This is a genomic window from Achromobacter sp. ACM05 (assembly GCF_019218915.1).
In the GTDB taxonomy this organism is placed as follows: Bacteria; Pseudomonadota; Gammaproteobacteria; order Burkholderiales; family Burkholderiaceae_B; genus Achromobacter; species Achromobacter animicus.
The window spans coordinates 421,428-438,969 of record NZ_JAHUWQ010000001.1; the positions used below are offsets into that span (position 1 = coordinate 421,428).

Sequence of the window (17,542 nt, forward strand, 5' to 3'; positions counted from 1 at the left end):
CCGCGTGTTCAGAACGTGATCGTGGCGGTGACCACGTCGCGGTACGTGCCGGGCCGAGGCGTCGTCTGCGCAGGCACGCGGCCATACACCGTGAAGGTCTGGTTGGCGCCCGTGCCCACGCCCGCCCGCGGCGCGCCGCCCGAAGCATCGCCCCAGACCGTGCCGTAGGCCGCATCCTGGTAAAGCTGATAGTTCACGGTGTCGGCGGCGGTCGTGTGTTTCATCTTGCGCGCCAGCACGTTGCCGGCGACCGAGCCGCCATTCAACGCCAGGGAGAAGGCGTTGGCGTTGGTGCATCGGACGGTGATCTGGCTGTTGGCCGTGACCGCGGCGCTCAACACGCCGCGCGGGGGAAACGCCATGTCCGTCGCATTGATGGTGCAGTTCTTCTGCACGGTCGTGCGCACCACCAGCGGAATCGTGATGCGCTGCGTCGGCGCCGCCAGCGGGCAGTTGGACAGGCCCGACAGCAGGCCGAACAGCACGTCCAGGCGGCCGGTCGTCGCATAGGTTTCGCTGTAGACGGTATTGGCGTTGCCGACCGTCGGCACTGCGGACTGCCCGCCCGGCAGCTTGCCGTAGAACCGGAAGGTGGTCGACACGTTTCCGCCCCCCAGCAGCGGGCCGGTGAGCGTCTGCGACGTCGGTTGCCCGGCCGTCGCCGCTCCCCATATCTGCGTCCGCGCCGCGTCCGTGTACAGGTTGTAGTTCATGCGGTTCGTGCCCGCGCCCAGGGCGCGCGCCGCGATGGACGGACTGGTGTTGCCCACGCCCAGGCTGAAGCACAGCCGCGCGCCGATGGCGAGCAGCGAAAAATTGCAGGTCACGGCAACCGTTCCGTCCGCCACCGTGTCGCCCGGCAGCAGCGGATTGACCGTGCCGAAGTCCAGCGTGGCAGTCGTGCCGGCCGACAGCGCGCAGGTGTTTGCCTGCGCCGAGCCGGCGTAGCCCGCGCAGACGCCCATGGCGGCAAGCAGCAGGGCGATTCTCATGGTTGCCCCCTTTCCAACGGCTCGCACACGATCGGTCCCAGCGTCGGCAGCGGATCGGCATCCGAGTGCGCGTAATCGAACTCGGCCTCGCACGACACGCCACCACCGCGCACCCGCAACCGGTTGGTCGCCGCCACGTCCTCCACGAACGTCAGGCCGTCGTAGCCCACCACCGTGCGCTTGCCGCTTTCGATGTGCGCAACCTCGGCCCCGACCGGCACGAAGGCCCCGTCCGGCAGCGTCAGGATCACCGAGGCCGCGTCGTACTTTTCCACCTTGAACGTGGTCAACACGCCGGCGCCGGACTGCGGCACGACGACCGCCCGCGTCGAGTCCAGCCGCACGTCCACGGGCAGGTCTTCCGGGTCGATGGAGATGCGGTTGGTCTGGTAGGCGTTCAGGTCGGGCACCAGCAGATGGCCGCTGCCGTTCGTGCGGCCCAGCCGGCGGTTTTCGTGCAGCACCGCGACATCGGCCGTGCCATCGGAGGAGACCAGCGCGAAGCTGTCGTTGATGCGGCGCGACGGGATCACGGTGCTGTCCATCATCACCAGCGACCCCGAGGCCTGCACCGACGCCTGCGTCCGGCCGCCGTAGTCCTGGACCAGCCCGCTGACCAGCCCGTACTGGCCCAGATACTGAAGTTGGCCCTGGTTGAGCTGCATGCCGCCGCTGCGGCCGTTCTGCACTGCCCACCCCCAGCCGCCCTCATAGGGCACGCTGCTCTGCGCGTTGACGCTGTAAGTGTCCTCGCCGCCCTGGCGGCCGACCGACACGCCGGCCTGCGCGCGTTCGCCCAGCATCACCGCCAGACCCAGGAACACGCCTTCCGAATTCGATTGCGAAAAGTCCTTGTACGCGCTCAGCGTCAGGACCACGCGGCTGTGCAGGTTGGCCGTGTACGAGGCCGACCCCAGCTTTGCCATCGGCACGTCCGGCATGCGGTAGCCGATGTAGCTGAGCGCCACGCTTTGCGAGCGGCTCAGCGGCATCGACACCGTCACGCGGTCGGTCTGGCGCGGCACCGGCGCGTCCTCGCGCGAGCCCAGGTCGCCGTAGTTGCCGATCAGGCGCGTGACCTGCGTGTCCACGCTGAATTCGGGCCGCACGTACTGGTACCCCAGGCTGACCTGTCCGCCGCTGTAGTCCCCGGCGCTGCCGGAAAGCGAGCTGCTCAGCACCCCAAGCTGCCCCATCTTCACCATCGCGCCGGCGCCCGCGTTGTACAGCCCCGGGCCGGCCTCGGTGTGCGCCTCCAGCGTCAGGTTGTCGGTGTAGCCGTAACGACCCGATGCCGTCAGCACCGGCTTGCTGTCATAGTCGAACGAGCGCACGCTGAACTGGCGGCGCACGAAGCCGGCCTCGACTGACCAGCTGGACAGCCCCGCCGCCAGCATCCGCGGGTCGATGTACAAGGGGACCGACGTGCTGACGGTGCGGCCCAGCGCGTCCCGCGTGATCAAGGTTGCCTGGCCCGCGCCGGTGATGCCCGGAATCTGGTTGACCACGAACGGCCCCGGCGGCACGTTGCCCGAGTACTGCTGTACGCCATTGACGAACAGCGACACCGACGACGGCACGACCGACGACGCGCTCAGCGACGACACGGGAAAGGTGACCAGGTCCGGACGCAGCGCGAAGTTGCGCCCCCACTGCACGCCGGCCACGCGTACCGAGCGCGACCAGTTCAGCGACGAGGTGATCGTGTCGCCCAGCCGCAGCGTGCGCAGCGTCTCCTGATCAGAGCGCGTCCAGAACGTGTCGTAGCGCACGTATTCATCGCCGCGGCCGCCGAAGTAGGCCGTGCCCGAATTGCTGAACACGCCATTCGAATCGAAGTAACGCTGTTCGGAATACAGCGACAGCCCGTACTCGTAGTCGGTCTGCGCATAGGCGTCGTAGTTCACCACCACGCCGCGCCCGGCCGTCGCCAGCGGCGTGGCCGGCAGTCCGCGGGTATTCACCTCGTACGGCACGCGCAACGTGTCGGGCAGCACAAGATCCACCGACTGCGCCGCCGGGTTGTACACGTAGCGCAGGCCGGCCACGGCATCCAGGCTGACTTCGCGCGTCGCGGACATGCCGATCACGGACAGGTCCACGCCCAGCGAACGCAGCGCGGCGCCGCTGACGGACAGGCGGCCATGCGTGTCGTGAAAGCGCAATAGCTGGGATGTGTTGACGCCGTTGATGCTGACCTCCAGGTACACGTCACGCTCGGCGATGCTGCCGAACGAGACCAGTTGACCGGGCACATCCGCCGCCTGGGCAGGCGCACCCAGCAGGAAGAGTGCAACTCCCAAGGCGCGTTGCCCGCGGAGACGGGTAGCGCGCACTGCCATAGACTGCCCTTCTGTGGTTGCCGGCGGGCCGAGCGGCAAGCCGGAACGCGGTCATGCGGTCAACGCGGGCTGACGGTGACCGTGTCGCCGTTGATCATTGCCCTGATCTTTACCGGCCCGGCCGCGCCCTGCTTTGCCGGAATGCTCCATTGGCGCGACCGGTTGGCCAGCGCATAGCCCAGCAGCCCCTCTACCTCGGCCACCGGCTTGCCCGCCGCATTCAGGATCTGCAGCGCGGCCACCTGCGCATAGCGGCTGCCGCTGTTGGACAGCCTCACCACCCAGTCGCCGCCAGAGCGTTCCGCGCGCCACGCCAGCTCGGGTTCCGGAGATGGCGTCGTGCCGGACACGAACACCGGCACCGAATAACGCAGACGCAGCACCACGCCATTCACGCCGGGCGAGGACGGGTCAGGAATTTCGTCGATGATGAGGCGGAACCCCTGCTGCAGCGACGGCGCATCCTTGGACACGCGCACCAGCCGGACGAGCTGCTCGCCGCCAGGCGGCACCTGGATGATGGGTGGACTGGCCTGGATGTCGTCGGTTGGCGAGAGCACGTCGTCGCCGTCCGCCTGTTCCCAACCGTAGATGCGCACCTGCCCGTAGATCGGCGTGGACCCGGGATTGCGCAGCATGATGCCGCTTGCACCCTGCGTGGGCGCAAGCTCGACGAGCACCGGAGAGATCTGCAGGGCAGCCGCCACCGCTGCGCCGCCCCAGCCTGCCAGGCAGGCGGCAAGCAGCGCCCGAAAAAACATCCGCATCGGGCGGCCCCCTTAGAAGTAGACCGTCGCGGTAACCGTGGAAGAGTAGGTGCCGGGCGCCGGCGTGGTCTGGGCGGGCACGACGCCGTTCACCTGGATGGGCTGCGCGGCGCCGGTGCCGGTGCCGCCCACTCGCGCTGCAACGTCGGCATCGCCCCACACGACGGTCGTGCTGCCCGGTTTGTACAGCTGATAAGCCACCGTCGCGGTATTGGCGCCGGTGCCGCTCAGAAATCGCTGGGCTTCCGTCGACCCCGTGCCCGTGCCCGCGTTCAGGCCGACGGTATACGGGGTGGTATTGCTGCACGTAACTGACAGGTTGGTATTGCCGGTGACCGCGGTATTCAGCACGCCCTGACTGCCGAAACTGAGGTCAGTCGCGGAAATGACGCAATTGGCCGTAATGGTAAGCGTGACGTTGAAATTGGCGGTGGCGGTCTGAGCGAGCGCTATGCCGGGCGCTGCACCACCGATAAACAAACACAGCGTCGCTGCGCGCAAGGTCGGGCGTTTCATGAGGTATGCCTCCACGGTATACGGTTGCACCACCAATCCTGCTGCGGATAATCGTACGTCCAAATATTGGTATGCGGCACCAAATAGTTTCATATACCAGGGGTATTTATTACGATTATTAACGAATCAACCTGGAATACTGCACCGCAATAATTAACCTCTCCTTAGAGACCGTGGGAATTTCCGCTGTACATATTGTTGTGATTGAATTTCCGTAGCAGTTTCATTAAGTGACAATTACCGTCTGATTATCCAATCGGATAATCGCCGCGCATGACAGGTTTAATCGGGCGCGCACATCCTGAATTGCCGCCCTGACCCGAGCCCACCCTGACGCGCATGCCGTCAGACGAAAAGCCCGAATTCAAACAGCGCATTAGAATCAGTGCCTACGAATCCGGACGCACCGGCCGGACGCCCTCGCAGCGCAGCCCATTCATGCTCTCGTTCTCCCGCAGCACCGTCTATCCGGCCGGCGTCGGCCTGCCCGCCGCCGAACGGCTGGGCGCACTCATCGCCGTCATGCTGGCGGTCTGTATGGCCAGCCTGGATACGGCCATCGCCAATACCGCACTGCCGACCATCGCGCGCGACCTGCAGGCCAGCGAGGCGGGTTCCATCTGGGTCATCAGCGGCTATCAGCTGGCGATGGTGGCCGGCTTGCTGCCGGCGGCCGCGCTGGGCGAAATCCTGGGTCACCGGCGCGTCTACATCGTGGGGCTCGCGGTATTCACGCTGGCCTCGCTGGCAAGCGGCCTGGCGCCGTCGCTGCCCGTCCTGGTGGCCACGCGCATTCTGCAAGGGCTGGGCGCGGCGGGCGTGATGAGCGTGAACGGCGCGCTGCTGCGCTTCATCTACCCCTCGCACATGCTGGGCCGCGGCCTGGGACTGAACGCCATGGTGGTGGGGCTGTCGTTTGCCGGCGGGCCCACCGTGGCGTCGGCCATCCTGCTGCTCGGGTCCTGGCACTGGCTGTTCCTCGTCAATTTCCCCATCGGCATCCTGGCGGCGGTGCTGGCCCTGCGCGGCCTGCCCGACACCACGCGATCCGGTCACGGATTCGACGGCCTGGCCGCGCTGCTGTGCGCGATGGCGCTGGGGCTGCTTGTCCTGGCGACCAATGAACTTGCGCACGGCGCGCCGTGGCCGCGCGTGGCGCTGGAGGGCGGTCTGGCGGCGGCCAGCCTCTGGCTGCTGATGCGGCGCCAGGCAGGCCACCCCGCGCCCATCCTGGCAGTGGACCTGCTGCGCCGCCCCCTCTTTGCGCTGTCCGCGGCCACCGCGGTATGCGCGTTCGCCGCCCAGGCGCTGGCCTTCGTGTCGCTGCCATTCCTGTTCCAGTCGGTGCTGGGCTACAGCCAGGTCCAGACCGGTTTTCTCATCACGCCATGGCCCGTCGTCGTGGCCTTCATGGCGCCGATCGCGGGGCGGCTGTCCGACAGCTATCCGGCGGGCATGCTGGGCGGCGTGGGGCTCGCTTTGCTGGCGCTGGGCATGGCGTTGCTGGCGCTGATGCCGGCCGACCCGTCGGTGCTGGACATCTCGTGGCGCATGGCGATCTGCGGCGCGGGCTTTGGTTTTTTCCAGTCGCCCAACCTGCGCGCCATCATGACCTCGGCCCCGGCGTCGCGGGCGGGCGGCGCCAGCGGCATGATCGGCACGGTGCGCCTGCTGGGCCAAGCCACGGGCGCGGCCTTGGTCGCTGCGTGCTTCAACGTCTCGACCACGCACGGCGCCATCGCGGCCCTGTGGCTGGGCGGCCTGTGCGCCGGGCTGGCCTGCATCGCCAGCTTTGCCCGCCTGCGGTTCGACGCAAGTGAACCGGTGCAGACCCCGGCGTCGCGCTGATACGCCAGTAGTCCGATGACAACGTCATCACGCAACACTATTGCCGTTCGTGTCGATATATTCGGGCGGTGCGACGTCATATTCGTAAGATGTGCAACATCCGCTAAATAAGGTTCTGGCGGGGCCGTTGTCCTTATGCAGGCTTGCTGCACCTTTGGGACGACGCGCATGACACAGTTTCTGAAAGACATCACCATCCGCCGCATGATCCTGGGCACCTTGCTCGTGATCAGCCTCTTCATCGCCGGCTTGTCGGCCATCAGCGTCCATGGGCTGCGCAGCGCAGAGGAAGCGCTCGCAGCCAGCAACGAACTCCTGCACGAGGTATCGGCGCTTTCCCGCGTCAACGACCAGATCATGCGCGCGCGGCTGCGGCTGTCGCGCCAGCTGGAATACGTGGCCGGCGGCCAGAAAGACCAGGCCGCGGCCGAAGGGCGCAGCATCGACACCGCGCTGACCGAAGCGAAGAAGCATCAGGCGCAATTCATCGAGCTGGCCCGGCGCGACGCCCCGGCGGCGTTGCTGGACGCCATGCGTTCGGGATTCGACGCGCTGGCCGACGGCATTGCCGTGCAGCGCCGGCATCTGGATGCGGGCGAGGTCGACAAGGCGCGCGCCCAGGCGTCCGGGCCGGTGGTCACCGCCAGCCGCAGCTTCGGCAAGAGCATGGAGGAATACGAGGCGTACGCGCAGGCGCGCGAAGTCCAGCTGCTGGGCAATGCCGATGCCAACCGCCGCCAGGCCTATATCGGCATGGGTGTGGTGCTGGGCATCTGCCTGCTGCTGCTGATCCTGGGCGACCGCTACGTCGTGTATTTCGTCAAGCGTCCGCTGGATTCGCTGAAGGGCCACTTCCAGCGCATCGCGGGCGGCGACCTGACCACGCCGATTCCGTCGTTCGGCAGGAACTGCGTGGGCCAGATCATCCCGTTCCTTCAGGACATGCAGGCGAGCCTGGTGCGCACCGTGCACGCCGTGCGCGACGGCGTCGTCGAGATCAATACGGGTTCCAGCGAGATCGCGGCGGGCAACCAGGACCTGTCCAGCCGCACAGAACAGCAGGCGGCGTCGCTGGAGGAAACCGCGGCCAGCATGGAACAACTGCTGTCCACCGTGACGAGCAACGCTGAAAATGCCCGCATGGCCAACGAGATGGCCGCCACCGCGTCCGAGGTGGTGCAGCGCGGCGGCGACGCCGTACAGGCCGCGGTCAGCACGATGCGCAAGATCGCGCAGGACTCCAGCCGCATCGAGGACATCGTCGGTGTGATCGACGGAATTGCGTTCCAGACCAACATCCTGGCGCTGAACGCGGCGGTGGAAGCGGCCCGCGCGGGCGAGGAAGGCAAGGGCTTTGCCGTGGTGGCCGCCGAGGTCCGGTCGCTGGCGCAGCGCAGCGCCAGCGCCGCCAAGGAAATCAAGCAATTGCTGGACGCCTCGGGCGCCACGGTGCAGGCCGGCTCGACGCAGGTCGAGGCGGCGGGCCTGACGATGACCGAGATCCTGGAGACCATCGAGCGGCTGACGATGCTGGTGAACGACATCGCCACCGCGTCCAACGAGCAGGTGACCGGAATCGACCAGGTCAATACCGCCGTCACGCAGATGGACCAGGTCACGCAGCAGAACGCGGCGCTGGTCGAGGAAGCCGCGGCGGCCGCGTCGTCGCTGGAAACGCAGGCGCAGCGGCTGCAGGCAGCGGTCAGCGCATTCCGGCTGCCGGCGCAGGGACAGGGCGGCGCGCAGCACGCGGTGCCTGCCTACGGCCAGCCGGCGCTACTGCCGGCCTGATGGGCTATTCCTTTACGTAGCAGGGATACAGCGCCTGCTGCGCCCGCGCCCGGGCGGGGTCCACCTCGAACGCCACGATGGACTCCGTATCGGTGCTTTGCGCCAGCGGCTCGCCCCCTGGCTGGAACGCAAACGCCACGCCGCCGAACACCTGGCCCTCGGGCGTGCGCCCGGCGCGGTTCGAACTGACAACGTAGCAGCCGGACACCAGCGCGGCCATGGCGCCCGCCGTCAGCCAGCGGCCGCTAGACGCGCCGCTGGCGCGTGGCACGACGATCAGCTCGGCGCCGTCTCGGCCATAGCGGCGCGCGCGTTCGTTGAACATCAGCTCGGTGCACAGCAGCACGCCGACGCGAATGCCGCCCACGTCGGCGACCTCGAATCCGTCGCGCGCGCTGTGGAACCAGGCCGCCTCGAAAAAGCCTGGTTCCTGCGGAAAATACTGTTTGTGATGCAGCGCCGCATAGTGTCCGTCCCGCAACGCGAACGCTTCATTGGCAAGCCGCCCGCCGGCAAACACGGGGCGGGACGACACGATGGCTGGCACGTTCAGCGCCGCCAGCGCGGCAAGACCGGCCTCGTGGATACGCACGGACTCGGCAGCCAGCGCGGCGTCATAGGACGGCAACGCCGCCAGCCAGGGGCCGAACGGCATCTCGTTGGTGACCAGCAGGTCGGGCGCCAACTCGTGGATGCGCTCGGCGATGCCTACCCAGTTCGCGCCTTCCGGCATCAGGCCGGCCGGGCCTTCCATCATGCAGATCCGCATGCACACCCCTTTTTCGAAGCGCCGTTGATGCGCTGTTGTCGTGGCTTCGGTGGCGCTGATGCGTTGCTTACATCCACGCGACGCGCATCAGCCCGCGCGCGGCGACAGTTCAATGACACACGCGTCGACGCCGTGTTCCGCGCTAAGACGATACTGGCCAAACCCATCCCGTCCTTCGGCGTGCAGGCAATCGTAGCGCGAGGCCAGCCGATGCTGCGCGCCGTCCAGCTCCACCGTCAGTTCTCCGCCGGCATTGAACACCAGCACGCTCGTCGCGCTGCTGTGAAACACCCAGGGCTCTGCGCCGCGCACCCATTGCAGGCGGGCGTGCCAGAGGTTGGGCGTGTAGATCAGGTTGAAGTCGCGGATGGGGCCGTCGAGCAGGCGGCATGCCACCTGTGCGTCGCCGGAAAACGCATACGCGATGCCTGGCGCCAAAGGCGGCTGGCGCTGCCCGTCCACCGTCAGCTCGATACCGCGGCCTTCCAGCACGGTGATGATCCGCTGATATCCGCCAAAGGCAGAAAAGCCGCCGTCCTGCGCGACGTCGGCCAGCGAGAGACGCCAGCCGAACGACGCGGTATGGCCGCCCGGATTGCAGGCGACTTCCTGCGTCGTGCCGCCGCCGTTGCGCCAAGGCATGCGGGGATAGTCCGCGGCCCGGTACAGCCGCACATCAGAGGGAATCATGGCCACGGATAAGTCCTGTCGGGTCGGGCGGAAGACAGGCGAAATTATAGGTGGCCGATACGGGTGACCAATGCGGGCGACCGACGCAGCGGGGCGTCGGCGCACGCCCCGCCTGGACGCGCCCCCTCGAAATCCGTATACTCCCCCCCTGTATCGAATCGGAGCCTGCCGTGCCGCACTCCCCAGAAGAAAAGAAACGCGTTGTCACGCGCCTGCGCCGCATTCAGGGGCAGGCGTTAGCATTGGAACGCGCGGTGAACGAAGGCACGGAATGCGGCGCGCTGCTGCAGCAGCTGGCGGCGCTGCGCGGCGCCACGAACGGCCTGATGGCCGAAGTGCTGGAAAGCCATCTGCGGGAAACCTTCCTGCAGTCTACTCAGGCGAATCCGCCCGACCCCAGGCCCGAGACCGAATCGCAGATCGATGACCTCATGCGCATCGTCCGTTCCTATCTGAAATAACCCCATCTACGTGGAGCATCGCTATGAAATCACGCGCAGCAGTCGCATTCGGCCCCGGCAAGCCCCTGGAAATCGTTGAAATCGACGTCGCGCCGCCGCAGCGCGGTGAAGTGCTGGTGCAGATCACGCACACGGGCGTCTGCCACACGGACGCCTTCACGCTGAGCGGCGACGATCCCGAAGGCCTGTTCCCGGCCGTGCTGGGTCACGAAGGCGCGGGCGTGGTGGTGGAAGTGGGCGAAGGCGTGACCTCGCTGAAACCCGGCGATCACGTCATTCCGCTCTACACGGCCGAATGCCGCGAGTGCAAGTTCTGCCTGTCGGGCAAGACCAACCTGTGCCAAAAAGTGCGCGCCACGCAGGGCAAGGGCGTCATGCCGGACGGCACCTCGCGCTTCAGCTACGAAGGCAAGCCGCTTTATCACTACATGGGCTGCTCGACGTTCAGCGAATACACCGTCGTCAACGAAATCTCGCTGGCCAAGATCAACCCCGCCGCCCCGCATGAAAAAGTCTGCCTGCTGGGTTGCGGCGTGACCACCGGGATCGGCGCGGTGCACAACACCGCCAAGGTCAAGGAAGGCGACACCGTTGCGGTGTTCGGGCTGGGCGGCATCGGCCTGGCGGTCATTCAGGGCGCAGTGCAGGCCAAGGCCGGCCGCATCATCGCCGTCGACACCAACCCGAACAAATTTGTGCTGGCCAGCGCCATGGGCGCGACCGACTGCATCAATCCCAAGGACTACGACAAGCCCATCCAGGAAGTCATCGTCGAACTGACCGACGGCGGCGTGGACTTCTCGTTCGAATGCATCGGCAACGTGCACGTGATGCGCGCCGCGCTGGAATGCTGCCACAAGGGCTGGGGCGAAAGCATCATCATCGGCGTGGCCGGCGCCGGTCAGGAAATCAGCACGCGTCCGTTCCAGCTGGTGACGGGCCGCGTGTGGCGCGGCTCAGCGTTCGGCGGCGTCAAGGGCCGCACGCAGCTGCCGGGCATGGTCGAAGACGCAATGAGCGGCAAGATCGACCTCGATCCGTTCGTCACGCACACGCTGCCCCTGGACCGTATCAACGAAGCCTTCGATCTGATGCATGAAGGTAAGTCGATCCGGACGGTGATCCACTACTGACGTAAGCGTTCTCGCGGTAGACGCGTTCGGTATTGCCGACGAAGGTCGCCAGCGAGAACTCCTTGAGCGCCGTGCTGCGCGCATCCACGCCCATGGCGTGCAGCACGCCGCGGTTCGCCAGGATGTCCGACAGCGTCCGGGCCACCGATTCCGGGGACCCGGGCGGCACGATCCAGCCATTGCGACCCTCGGTGACGTTCTCCGTCAGGCCGCCCACGCTCGACACGATGACCGGCTTGCCCGCGGCCATCATCTCGCGGCACGCGAACGAAATCGTCTCCAGCCGGGACGACAGCACAAATCCCACATCCAGCGCCGCCAGCACGGGCTCCACATTGTCGAGCAGGCCGGTGAAGACCACCTGATCCTGCATGCCCAGCTCGGCCACCCGGTTGAGCATGTCATCGCCCGGCATCGCGCCGGCAATCAGGACGGCGACCTGGCTGCGCTGGCCGGCGGGCAGCAGCGACACCGCAGCCACCATGTCGATCCAGCTCTTGTAGTCCGCCGTGCCGGCATTGCTGCCGATCACCAGCCGGTCGCGCAGCGCGGGCGGCAGAAAACGCGCGCGCGCCTGGGCAGTTTCCGTGCGGCAGGCCGGACGGTATTTCTCGGTATCCACACCGTTGTGCACCACGCGCAGATCCTCGTTGCGGAACACCGACTGCTTCATGCGCCGGAACGTGTGGCTGCACACGCAGATGACGCGGTTCGTGCCCCACTTGGCGCGCAAGCGCACGCCCAAGCTGTTGGCATCGCGGTCGTTATGCTGCGTGTACACGATGAACGGGCGCTTGCGTCCCATGCCCATGGTGGCCAGCATGCAGAGCCGGTGATCGGCCGAACCATTGACGTGGATGACATCGAACTGTTCCTGGCGGACCAGGTTGCGCAGGCGGCGCAGCGCGGCAAGCTGTTCGAACAGCTTTCCCTTGAATTCGAGATCGACGGTGCGCAGGCCGGGCAGGGCCTCGGCTTCGGCCAGCAGGCGGCTCTTGCGCGGCGCGCCGATCGTGACCTGCGATTTCTGGCACAGGATGCGGGCCAGCGACATCACGTACGTCGTGTGACCGCCGCCATCGCCCTGGTGGAAATTCGTGTAGAGGATCTTCATGATTCGGGTCTCGTCGGCGGTTGCGGGGAGGGGTCTTCCAGCAAACAACTCCAATGCCGTTTTTCAAATATGTCGTCGCCCAGCCGGCTCAGCAGCGACAGGTTGTAGACCTGGACACCTCGCGCCCGCAGCAGCTTGCCGGCCTGCCGGAACGCGGGTTCGATGTGTCCCGCAAACTGGCGGTCCAGCGCGGTGGGCAACTGCGCGCCGGCGCTTTCGTAGAAACGCGGGCCCGCCGTGGCCGTCAGGTCCAGCCCATGCAGGTACACCGTCTTGGCGCCCAGCCAGGCCAGCAGCTGCAACGCCGTGTAGGCCACCGTTCCGCCGCCAAACAGGCCGCGGGCGGCATTCAGGCTGAAGCCGTGCGCGTGCATCGGATGATGCGCATCGAACAACACCAATTCTTCGTCAGCCCGCAGCTGCGCCTCGAGCGCCGCAGGTTGCGCACGCGGCCGTTGCGCGCGCTGATGCACTTCCTCGAACAGTGCGATGCGGCAACGCACTGCCCGATCGTCGAACAGCAGCGCAATCCAGCGGTACACCTCGGGCGTCACAAACAACACCAGGTCCTGCGCCAGCACCTCGGCCACCAGGTCGCGGCGCTTCTTCACGAACCCCGCGTCCAGCATGGCGTAATAGTCAAACCGCAGCGCCGGATGGCGGGCGCGCAGCGCGATCGAGCCATTCACGCCCATCACGGTACGCATGCGGCACTGGGCGTAGTCGATCTGCGCGACAGAAGGGCCGCTGAGAATCAGGTGCGCATCGCCGCCGATGCCTCGCGGCAGTTCGGCCAGCGGGAGGGTCTTGGGGCCGCGCACCCCATGCAGATTGCAGCCGGTCAGACGTTCCGGCCCGTCGCGGCGCACGGTCACGAAGGGCCAAAGCGTTTCGTTATGACGCTCCGCCCTGGACCGCGTGTAGCGGTACAAGTAGCGCAGCCCCTTGGTCACGGGGCGCGAGCGCAGCAAGCGGGGGACGAGCGCAAGACGGTGCATGATGGTTGCGCGGGTGCCGCGGCGTAGCCTTACAACGGCCTGATTCTACGCAGCGCCATTTGGGAAAGCGCGAGGGGATTATGTGAGATGTAACCCTTTGAAGACTTGGACAATCCGCCCCCAAATATTCCTGATGCGGCGTCTGCTGCGGCCCCTTCTTTTACGGCAAGAAAAAACCCCATTCCCTCCCACGGGATGCCTGAGCGGCATGACGGACATGACTCGTGCCGATGGTGTCCCCCGTATGGACGACACGTTTGGCGGCGATTACGTTTTGCGCCAAAGAAGTCGTCGTCTGATATTGTTCCGCCATCCTTCCTTCGCTTTCCTTGTTCCCTCATGAGCGCCATCCGCCCCGACCACCCCGACCTGCAGGACGCCATCGCGGATGCCATCAGCACGGCCACGCGCGGCGCCGGCCGCGTCAATATCCTGGTTGCCGGCAAGACGGGCGTGGGCAAGAGCACGCTGCTCAACGCGGTGTTCCGCGGCGATCTTGCCCGGACGGGCGCGGGCAAGCCCGTCACCCAGACCACGCAGGAATTCACCCGGCCGGGCCATCCGCTCACGATCATCGACACGCGCGGCCTGGAAGTCGGCGACTACGAGGGTTCGCGCGCGCAGCTTGCCGAGCTGATCCAGGAACGCTCGGCATCCGACGACCAGGACCGGCACCTGCACGTGGCGTGGCTGTGCATCCAGGACAGCAGCCACCGCGTCGAGGACGCGGAAATCGAGCTGTGCGACATGCTGGACAAGGCCGGCATCCCTGTCGTGGCCGTGCTGACCAAAGCGCGCAAGAACAGTCCGTTCGTCGACGAGGCGCGCAAGCTGTTGCCGCGCGCCCGGCAGGTCGTCGCCGTGCGCGCGCTGCCGGAATGGATCGACGAACTGGATGCCGAATTGCCGCCCATGGGGCTGGACCGCCTGATCGAGGTGACGGCCGAGCACGTGCCCGAGGCGCAGCAACGCGCTTACGCCAACGCGCTATCCACCCGCAACAAGAAGGCCCTGGAAGTAAAAAAAAAGCGGGCTGAGATCGAGGTGAACGTGGCCGCGGGCCTGGCCGCCTCGGCCGCCGCAGCACCCATTCCGTTCTCGGACGCCTTTGCGCTGGTGCCGATCCAGGTCGGCATGATCGCCAAGATCGGCATCACCTTCGGCATGGAACTGAACACCACCGCAATCACCACGCTGGTCACATCCACGCTGGGCGCGTCGGCCGCCACGCTCATCGGCCGCTCGGTGGTCTCGGGCATGCTGAAGTTCATCCCCGGCGCAGGCAGCGCCGTCGGCGGCACTATCGCGGCCACCACGGCAGGCGCCATCACCAAGCTGCTGGGCAATGCCTACATCGCGGTGCTGCACGACTTCTGCCTGAAGAACCCAGGCAAGGACATCGACGTCGCCATGATCGCGCAGGCATTGAAGCAACGCGTCAAATTCTGATCGCGGACCGATGCAATGAAATGCGTTTGTACGACACGATTCGATAGATTGGTCTTTTTCGTGACAGTAAGGTAAATATTGCCGGCTTCACGACGTAAATCCGTATAACCCCTAGTTCTTCAGGGCACATCCGCGCAGACGCGTTGCCCCAACGCGGCCGGAGCGCGAGCCCGCCGCATCCAATGATCCTCGCCAATTCCGACGTCATGTACCGCCACCTGGTGCAAGGCGTCGTCGACTACGCCATCTACATGCTCAACCCGGATGGCACCGTCGCCAACTGGAACGCCGGCGCGCAGCGCGCCAAGGGCTACACCGCCGCCGAAATCGTCGGCCGCCACTTTTCCTGCTTCTACACCGAGGAAGACCAGGCACGCGGCGTTCCGCAGCGCGGCCTGGCCACCGCGCGTGAAACCGGCAAGTTCGAAGCCGAAGGCTGGCGCGTGCGCAAGGACGGCACGCTGTTCTGGGCGCACGTCGTCATCGACGCCATCCACGACGACACGGGCGCGCTGATCGGCTTTGCCAAGGTCACGCGCGACAACACCGAACGCCGCGAACGCGAACAGCAGTTGTTGAAGGCCAAGCAATTGGTCGAGCACTACAACAGCGAGCTCACGTCCATGTCGACCTTTCTGCAGGCGGTGGTGTCGCACATTCCCTCCTGCGTGCTGGTGCTGGATGCCGTGTCGCGCAAGTTCCTGCTGGCGAACCGGCAGGCCGAAGAAACGTTTGGCGGCAAGCCGGGCGGCCTGCAGGGCCAGACCGCGCAAGAAGCCCTGCCTGAACTGGTGTGCGCGTTCTTCGACCGCCTGACCAACGACGCGCTGCGTTCGGACGGCGCCATGCGCGAAGAGGAAGAAGAACTGGCCACCGCGCGCGGCCCGCGCACGCTGAACACCAAGACATTGGCGTTTCACAGCAACGATCCGCGCTCGCGCTACGTCCTGCTGATCGCGGACGACGTCACCGACGAGAATGCCGCGCACGCGCAGGTGCGCTACATGGCGCACCACGACACGCTGACGGGCATGCCCAACCGCCGCCTGTTCCGCGACCGGCTGCTGAGCGCGCTGGGCGCAAGCCGCGAGCGTTCGACCGCGGTGCTGTGCCTGGATCTGGACAACTTCAAGAGCGTGAACGACACGCTGGGCCATCAATACGGCGACGAACTGCTGCGCCTCTTGGCCAAGCGCCTGCCCAAGCACCTGCGCGAACAGGACACGCTGGCGCGGCTGGGCGGCGACGAATTCGCCATCGTGCTGCCCAACATCGCCGAACAGGACGACGTGCGCAAGCTGGCCGAGCGCCTGATCGAGGCGGTGCGCCAGCCGTTCGAGATCGCCGGGCACACCGTGCCCGTCAGCGTGAGCATCGGCATCGCCATATCCGAATCACAGGCGCTGTCGGCCGACCACCTGCTGCGCTACGCCGACATGGCGCTGTACGAGGCCAAGCGCAACGGCCGCAACTGCCTGGCTTTCTTCGAGCCTGAAATGGAAGCCGCCGCGCTGCGGCGCCACGAAGTCGAGATGGATCTGCGCCAGGCGATCATCTCGCATCAGCTGCAGCTCTATTACCAGCCCATCATGGACGTGAGCCACGTGCGCATCGTGGGCCGCGAGGCGCTGATGCGCTGGCAGCATCCGAAAAAGGGTCTGATCATGCCGCAGGACTTCATCCCCATCGCGGAAGAAACCGGCCTGATCCACGAACTGGGCGCCTTCACGCTGCACGAGGCCTGCGTCGAGGCCATGCGCTGGGACGACCACGAAACCGTGGCGGTCAACCTGTCGGCCAGCCAGTTCACCAACGGCGCGCTGGTGTCGCTGGTGGAGTCCGCGCTGACCAAGTCCGGGCTGCCCGCGCGCCGGCTGGAACTTGAGATCACCGAATCGGTGCTGCTCACCAATTCCTCCGGCAACCTGGCAACGCTGCACCGCTTGAAGGAACTGGGCGTCAAGGTGGCGCTGGACGACTTCGGAACGGGTTATTCGTCGCTGGGTTACCTGCGCACCTTTGAGTTCGACAAGATCAAGATCGACAAGTCGTTTACGCAGGACGTCGAATCCAGCCGCGAGGCGCTGGCCATCATCCGCGCCATCAACGGCATCGGCCGCAGTCTGGACATTCCGACGACGGCCGAGGGTGTGGAAACACCAGCGCAGCTGGAACGCCTGACGGCGGAGGGCTGCTCGCACTTCCAGGGCTATCTGCTGGGTCGACCCGTATCGCACGGCGACGCCGCCGCCGAGGCGGCGCCGGCGAGAAACGGACCCGGTGCGGCCCCCTGAAATAAGACGTCTGCGGCGGGCGCCGCAGACCTATACTTTGAAAACACCGGCCGCGATGCGACGCGCCATCGCGCCGGTGTGTTGCGCCTGGCGCGCCGGCTGTTCAAGCACGCAATGCCTTTTCAGGCATGCGCGGGGAGAGCCCCATGACACGCAAATACATCGATTGCCGCGAGTATCCGAGCGAGATGAACTGCTCGGTCGCCTTGTCCGCGGACTCGGACGAGGAGTTGCTGGAAGCCGCGGTGCAGCACGCCACCACGGTGCACAAGCACGCTGACTCGCCCGAACTGCGCTCGCAGCTCAAGTCCCTGTTCCACATCGGCACGCCGCCCGCCGAAGCGCCCCGCCGAGGCTGACGGCAACGCCTGCGGGCGC

The 17,542-nt window shown here is 66.4% G+C and carries 15 protein-coding genes; 7 read left to right on the forward strand and 8 right to left on the reverse strand.

Annotated features, from left to right (window positions below; all coding sequences use genetic code 11):
- Nucleotides 1–8 precede the first annotated feature (8 nt).
- Genes KW836_RS01930 through KW836_RS01945 form a run of 4 tightly spaced genes read right to left on the reverse strand, consistent with a single transcriptional unit; the run spans nucleotide 9 to nucleotide 4,617 of the window.
- Nucleotides 9–992, reverse strand: coding sequence for a spore coat U domain-containing protein (locus KW836_RS01930; RefSeq protein ID WP_218342302.1), 984 nt, complete (start codon nucleotides 990–992; stop codon nucleotides 9–11).
- The gene (locus KW836_RS01935) at nucleotides 989–3,334 is read right to left on the reverse strand and encodes a fimbria/pilus outer membrane usher protein (protein ID WP_370632971.1); all 2,346 of its coding nucleotides are present in this window, start codon (nucleotides 3,332–3,334) and stop codon (nucleotides 989–991) included. Before KW836_RS01935 ends, KW836_RS01930 begins: the two co-directional genes overlap by 4 nt.
- A gap of 59 nt (nucleotides 3,335–3,393) precedes the next feature.
- Nucleotides 3,394–4,101, reverse strand: coding sequence for a molecular chaperone (locus tag KW836_RS01940; RefSeq protein WP_218342303.1), 708 nt, complete (start codon nucleotides 4,099–4,101; stop codon nucleotides 3,394–3,396).
- Nucleotides 4,102–4,113: 12 nt separating this feature from the next.
- Nucleotides 4,114–4,617, reverse strand: a complete 504-nt coding sequence (locus KW836_RS01945; RefSeq protein WP_175123769.1) for a spore coat U domain-containing protein — start codon at nucleotides 4,615–4,617, stop codon at nucleotides 4,114–4,116.
- Between the two features lie 438 nt (nucleotides 4,618–5,055).
- Here KW836_RS01945 and KW836_RS01950 point away from each other — a divergent pair, with 438 nt between their 5' ends.
- Together KW836_RS01950 and KW836_RS01955 are read left to right on the forward strand one after the other, a co-directional pair.
- Nucleotides 5,056–6,465, forward strand: a complete 1,410-nt coding sequence (locus KW836_RS01950; RefSeq protein ID WP_218342304.1) for an MFS transporter — start codon at nucleotides 5,056–5,058, stop codon at nucleotides 6,463–6,465.
- 168 nt (nucleotides 6,466–6,633) lie between these two features.
- On the forward strand, nucleotides 6,634–8,256 hold the full coding sequence (locus KW836_RS01955; protein ID WP_175137140.1) for a methyl-accepting chemotaxis protein: 1,623 nt from the start codon (nucleotides 6,634–6,636) through the stop codon (nucleotides 8,254–8,256).
- Nucleotides 8,257–8,260: 4 nt separating this feature from the next.
- Here KW836_RS01955 and KW836_RS01960 read toward each other — a convergent pair whose 3' ends face one another.
- Nucleotides 8,261–9,025: a carbon-nitrogen hydrolase family protein gene (locus KW836_RS01960; protein ID WP_175123772.1), complete on the reverse strand. Its 765-nt coding sequence runs from the start codon at nucleotides 9,023–9,025 to the stop codon at nucleotides 8,261–8,263.
- Nucleotides 9,026–9,112: 87 nt separating this feature from the next.
- Nucleotides 9,113–9,715, reverse strand: coding sequence for a HutD family protein (locus tag KW836_RS01965; RefSeq protein WP_175123773.1), 603 nt, complete (start codon nucleotides 9,713–9,715; stop codon nucleotides 9,113–9,115).
- 170 nt (nucleotides 9,716–9,885) lie between these two features.
- Between KW836_RS01965 and KW836_RS01970 the strand changes: the two genes are divergently transcribed.
- Both KW836_RS01970 and KW836_RS01975 read left to right on the forward strand, forming a co-directional pair.
- Nucleotides 9,886–10,176 (forward strand): metal/formaldehyde-sensitive transcriptional repressor, encoded by a 291-nt coding sequence (locus KW836_RS01970; RefSeq protein ID WP_175123774.1) that lies wholly within the window; start codon nucleotides 9,886–9,888, stop codon nucleotides 10,174–10,176.
- 23 nt (nucleotides 10,177–10,199) lie between these two features.
- The gene (locus tag KW836_RS01975) at nucleotides 10,200–11,309 is read left to right on the forward strand and encodes an S-(hydroxymethyl)glutathione dehydrogenase/class III alcohol dehydrogenase (RefSeq protein ID WP_056319378.1); all 1,110 of its coding nucleotides are present in this window, start codon (nucleotides 10,200–10,202) and stop codon (nucleotides 11,307–11,309) included.
- On the opposite strand, the gene KW836_RS01980 is transcribed toward KW836_RS01975, so the two are convergent.
- Nucleotides 11,248–12,423: a glycosyltransferase family 4 protein gene (locus KW836_RS01980; protein WP_175123775.1), complete on the reverse strand. Its 1,176-nt coding sequence runs from the start codon at nucleotides 12,421–12,423 to the stop codon at nucleotides 11,248–11,250. The two genes, KW836_RS01975 and KW836_RS01980, sit on opposite strands and share 62 nt — an antisense overlap.
- Nucleotides 12,420–13,421, reverse strand: coding sequence for a hypothetical protein (locus KW836_RS01985; RefSeq protein WP_218342305.1), 1,002 nt, complete (start codon nucleotides 13,419–13,421; stop codon nucleotides 12,420–12,422). Before KW836_RS01985 ends, KW836_RS01980 begins: the two co-directional genes overlap by 4 nt.
- Before the next feature lie 339 nt (nucleotides 13,422–13,760).
- On the opposite strand from KW836_RS01985, the gene KW836_RS01990 reads away from it, so the two are divergent.
- The 3 genes from KW836_RS01990 (at nucleotide 13,761) to KW836_RS02000 (ending at nucleotide 17,523) form a co-directional block, all read left to right on the forward strand.
- On the forward strand, nucleotides 13,761–14,870 hold the full coding sequence (locus KW836_RS01990) for a YcjF family protein (RefSeq protein WP_175123777.1): 1,110 nt from the start codon (nucleotides 13,761–13,763) through the stop codon (nucleotides 14,868–14,870).
- 182 nt (nucleotides 14,871–15,052) lie between these two features.
- On the forward strand, nucleotides 15,053–17,164 hold the full coding sequence (locus tag KW836_RS01995) for a bifunctional diguanylate cyclase/phosphodiesterase (protein WP_218342306.1): 2,112 nt from the start codon (nucleotides 15,053–15,055) through the stop codon (nucleotides 17,162–17,164).
- A 146-nt stretch (nucleotides 17,165–17,310) separates the two neighbouring features.
- Complete coding sequence (locus tag KW836_RS02000; protein ID WP_175123779.1) at nucleotides 17,311–17,523, forward strand: DUF1059 domain-containing protein; 213 nt, start codon at nucleotides 17,311–17,313, stop codon at nucleotides 17,521–17,523.
- Nucleotides 17,524–17,542 lie beyond the last annotated feature (19 nt).

Coding starts and splice junctions, on each gene's coding strand:
- KW836_RS01990 (WP_175123777.1), top strand. CDS start 13,761: ATGAGCGCCATCCGCCCCGACCACCCCGACCTGCAGGACGCCATCGCG.
- KW836_RS01930 (WP_218342302.1), bottom strand. CDS start 992: ATGAGAATCGCCCTGCTGCTTGCCGCCATGGGCGTCTGCGCGGGCTAC.
- KW836_RS01980 (WP_175123775.1), bottom strand. CDS start 12,423: ATGAAGATCCTCTACACGAATTTCCACCAGGGCGATGGCGGCGGTCAC.
- KW836_RS01940 (WP_218342303.1), bottom strand. CDS start 4,101: ATGCGGATGTTTTTTCGGGCGCTGCTTGCCGCCTGCCTGGCAGGCTGG.
- KW836_RS01995 (WP_218342306.1), top strand. CDS start 15,053: ATGATCCTCGCCAATTCCGACGTCATGTACCGCCACCTGGTGCAAGGC.
- KW836_RS01935 (WP_370632971.1), bottom strand. CDS start 3,334: ATGGCAGTGCGCGCTACCCGTCTCCGCGGGCAACGCGCCTTGGGAGTT.
- KW836_RS01945 (WP_175123769.1), bottom strand. CDS start 4,617: ATGAAACGCCCGACCTTGCGCGCAGCGACGCTGTGTTTGTTTATCGGT.
- KW836_RS01960 (WP_175123772.1), bottom strand. CDS start 9,025: ATGCGGATCTGCATGATGGAAGGCCCGGCCGGCCTGATGCCGGAAGGC.
- KW836_RS01965 (WP_175123773.1), bottom strand. CDS start 9,715: ATGATTCCCTCTGATGTGCGGCTGTACCGGGCCGCGGACTATCCCCGC.
- KW836_RS01975 (WP_056319378.1), top strand. CDS start 10,200: ATGAAATCACGCGCAGCAGTCGCATTCGGCCCCGGCAAGCCCCTGGAA.
- KW836_RS01985 (WP_218342305.1), bottom strand. CDS start 13,421: ATGCACCGTCTTGCGCTCGTCCCCCGCTTGCTGCGCTCGCGCCCCGTG.
- KW836_RS01955 (WP_175137140.1), top strand. CDS start 6,634: ATGACACAGTTTCTGAAAGACATCACCATCCGCCGCATGATCCTGGGC.
- KW836_RS02000 (WP_175123779.1), top strand. CDS start 17,311: ATGACACGCAAATACATCGATTGCCGCGAGTATCCGAGCGAGATGAAC.
- KW836_RS01950 (WP_218342304.1), top strand. CDS start 5,056: ATGCTCTCGTTCTCCCGCAGCACCGTCTATCCGGCCGGCGTCGGCCTG.